At 73.7% G+C, this 3,211-nt stretch carries 3 protein-coding genes and 2 pseudogenes; 2 read left to right on the top strand and 3 right to left on the bottom strand.

The window, feature by feature from the left end:
- Window positions 1-7 precede the first annotated feature (7 nt).
- Window positions 8-208, top strand: a complete 201-nt coding sequence (locus FNX44_RS29845) for a proton-conducting transporter transmembrane domain-containing protein (RefSeq protein WP_369123541.1) — start codon at window positions 8-10, stop codon at window positions 206-208.
- Between the two features lie 20 nt (window positions 209-228).
- Here the strand turns inward: FNX44_RS29845 and FNX44_RS29840 are convergent.
- Window positions 229-507: pseudogene (locus tag FNX44_RS29840) on the bottom strand (hypothetical protein); the annotation flags it as partial.
- Between the two features lie 487 nt (window positions 508-994).
- Between FNX44_RS29840 and FNX44_RS25345 the strand changes: the two are divergent.
- Window positions 995-1,375 (top strand): GvpU-like protein, encoded by a 381-nt coding sequence (locus tag FNX44_RS25345; protein WP_143651321.1) that lies wholly within the window; start codon window positions 995-997, stop codon window positions 1,373-1,375.
- A 34-nt stretch (window positions 1,376-1,409) separates the two neighbouring features.
- On the opposite strand, the gene FNX44_RS25340 is transcribed toward FNX44_RS25345, so the two are convergent.
- Both FNX44_RS25340 and FNX44_RS25335 read right to left on the bottom strand, forming a co-directional pair.
- Window positions 1,410-1,679: an SCO5918 family protein gene (locus FNX44_RS25340; RefSeq protein ID WP_143651320.1), complete on the bottom strand. Its 270-nt coding sequence runs from the start codon at window positions 1,677-1,679 to the stop codon at window positions 1,410-1,412.
- Window positions 1,680-1,770: 91 nt separating this feature from the next.
- Window positions 1,771-3,192 (bottom strand): annotated as a pseudogene (locus tag FNX44_RS25335) (DEAD/DEAH box helicase); the annotation flags it as partial.
- Between the last annotated feature and the right edge of the window lie 19 nt (window positions 3,193-3,211).

Raw genomic sequence — 3,211 nt, 5'->3', positions numbered from 1 at the left:
CTCCGCGGTGTACGCGGAGCAGCCCGGTTGGTCCCTCACCCTCACGGTCGTCGGCCTGGTCACCGCCGTACTCGGCGCCCTCCAGGCCCTACGGGAACACGATCTCAAAGCCCTGCTCGCGTACTCCCAGAAGACGAAGAGCAGCACCATGTCACCGGCGAGGACGAGGCCGAGCATGGCGGCGCCGAACGCGGTGAGCTGCGCGTAGAAGATGCCGTGCGGCTCGTCCTCCGGGAGGTAGCGCGCACAGTAGGCGAAGATCAGCGCGCCGACGCCGAGCACCAGCAGGCAGAACAGCCAGGCCAGACCGTCGAGTCGCAGGCTGAATGCGACTTCGAGGGAGGGCTTCCAGCGCCACTCGGCGCTGGTGGGCGCACCCGTAAGCGGGTCCCGGGCGACGACGCCGAGCAGCCCTGCGAGAATCAGCAGCGCCGCCGCCAGCACGTATCCCGTCTCCCGGCCGAGACGGCGTTCGATCAGCGGCGCCACGGCGGCCAGTGCCCACATGGCCGCCAGCGAGCCGACCAGAGCCGCCGCCTGGGCGGTCACCGTGAGCGGGCCGTGGCTGATCCGTCGGCCCCGGAGCGCCGCGCCGGACCGCGCCGGCCGCCGGACCGGGCATCGGACCGGCCGGCCGGGGGACGCCGGGGCGGCCCGTCAGCCCCGGTGAGGCCTCGCGTCGGCAACACCGCGGCGGCGACGGTCGCGGCCGGGAGCGCCGGCCCGCCCTGAAGGAGGATCAGGTCGCTCACAACACATCCCCTTTACCGACAGTTCCCGCTCTTTCCTACGCTAGGGCACATAAGCGACAATCACCGCTATCAGCGGCTCGAAGTCGCGCCTTCCCGGGGTCGAGCGAGACAAAACCCGCCGCCTCGGCGCGACGGACGCGCCGGACGCGGCGGGTGTGCGGCGGGTGCCGGGGCCGGGGTCTGTCCGGCGGACAGGCCCTGGGGGGACCCCATGGACGCCGGGCGGGTTGTAGGGTCAGGGCATGACCAAGCCTGATGGCCTGCTTGTGGACGTGGCGGCCACCGTCGAGTCGCAGCGGTCCAACCAGATGTCGCTCACCGTGGTCGTGAACGGCGCCGTCATCACCGGACGACTCGCCCCCGAAGCGGTGTGGCGGGAGCGGGTGGCGGAGATCCTGCGGGACTCCGAGAAACTGGGCGTGTTCGCCGAGGTCTTCGCACCGCCCGGCACGGGCGAGCGCACCGACGAGGAGCCCACGGCCGCCCCGACGCACCTGCACTTCCACGTCGCCAGGATCCTCCAGGGCACCCTGGGGATCCCGGAGACGGGCGGCATGTACCGGGTCGCCATCAAGGACGTGAGCGCCTGGACGGTCGGCGACTTCAGCTACACCGACGGCTGAGCCGCCGCCCGTCCGGCACGCCCTCGACGGGCCCTCAGTCCAGGGGGTCGGTGGTGGGTGCCGGGACGGCGCTGTGGGTCACACAGGTGAAGCCGAGGCGGGTCAGCGCACGAGTGACCTCCAACGCGGTGAAGTCGCGTCGGTCCTGCCTGGTGATCACCTCGCCGACCTGTTTGACGGGGTAGGTGCGGCGGCCGATGACCACGCACGGCCCGACGGCCGGCTCCGGCCGGACGCCGGACATCATCTGCTGTACCTCGCTCATCACGAAGTCGAACGGGAAGCGGGCGATCACACAGCGCACGGGAACCTCACAGTTGCTGTCGTAGCGGTGGGCGGGACGTGGACTCCCGGCGCCCGGGAGCGTTCTGGCTCCGGCCGCGCGGGGCGGACGCTCACGCGCCCGCCGAGCGGCGGCGGGAGCGCGGGCGGCGCTCGGCCGGAGCGGCGGTGCCGCCGCCTCCACCGCCTCCGCCGCCGCGCCGACGACGGGAGGCGCCGCCACGGGACCGTGCGGGGCCGGCGGCACCGCCCGCCCGCGCCGACTTCGACGACGCCGACTTCGGCTGTGTCGGCTGTGTCGGCGGCGCGAGGACGACGGGCGTGCCGGACGGCGCCCGGGCGCCGGTGATGCGGCTCAGCTCGGCCTCGCCCGAGCGCACGGCGGTCGCCCGCGGTGTGACACCGGCGTCCGAGAGCAGCCCGTCGACGTCGCGCCGCTGGTGCGGCAGGACGAGGGTGACCACGCTGCCGGACTCGCCGGCGCGGGCTGTGCGCCCGCCCCGGTGCAGGTAGTCCTTGTGGTCGCCGGGCGGGTCGACGTTGACGACCAGGTCGAGGTCGTCGACGTGGATGCCGCGCGCCGCCACGTTGGTGGCCACGAGAACGGTCACCTCGCCGTCCTTGAACCGGGTGAGGGTGCGGTTGCGCTGCGGCTGCGACTTGCCGCCGTGCAGCGCCGACGCCCGCACGCCGCTTTTGAGCAGGTGGCGGGTGAACCGGTCGACGGCGTGCTTGGTGTCCAGGAACATGATCACGCGCCCGTCGCGGGCGGCGATCTCGGTGGCCGTGGCCCGCTTGTCGGCGTCCTGCACGTACAGGACGTGGTGTTCCATCGTCGTCACGGCGCCGGCGGACGGGTCGACGGAGTGCACGACCGGGTCGCGCAGATAGCCCCGGACGAGGCTGTCGACGTTGCGGTCGAGGGTGGCGGAGAACAGCAGCCGCTGTCCGTCCGGCCGGGTCTGGTCGATGAGCCGGGTGATCTGCGGCAGGAAGCCGAGGTCGGTCATCTGGTCGGCCTCGTCGAGGACCGTGATGTCGACGTCGTCCAGACGGCAGTCGCCGCGCTCGATGAGGTCCTTCAACCGGCCGGGCGTCGCGACGACGACCTCGACCCCGGTGCGCAGGGCGGCGGCCTGCCGCCCGATGGAGACGCCGCCGACCACGGTCGTCAGCCGCAGCCCGAGCGCCCGCGCGTACGGGTCGAGCGCGTCGGTCACCTGCTGCGCCAGCTCACGGGTCGGTACGAGCACCATCGCCGCCGGCCGGCGGGGCTCGGCGCGGACGCCGGCGAGGCGGGCCAGTACCGCCAGACCGAAGGCCAGGGTCTTGCCGGAGCCGGTGCGCCCGCGTCCGAGGACGTCACGGCCGGCGAGCGAGTTCGGCAGGGTCGCCGCCTGGATCGGGAAGGGTGCCGACACACCCTGCTCGCCGAGGGCGCGGAGGAGCGGCGCGGGCAGGTCGAGCGCTGCGAAGTCGTCCACGGCGGGCAGCGGCGGGGTCTGGCTGACGGGGGCGGCGAACTCGCCGCTCGGGCCGCGCCCCCGTCAGCCA

The sequence above is a fragment of the Streptomyces alkaliterrae genome (genome assembly GCF_007097205.2).
Lineage (GTDB): Bacteria > Actinomycetota > Actinomycetes > Streptomycetales > Streptomycetaceae > Streptomyces > Streptomyces alkaliterrae.
Note: the sequence above shows the minus strand (reverse complement) of the source record. Positions and strands in the feature narration are given on the sequence as shown.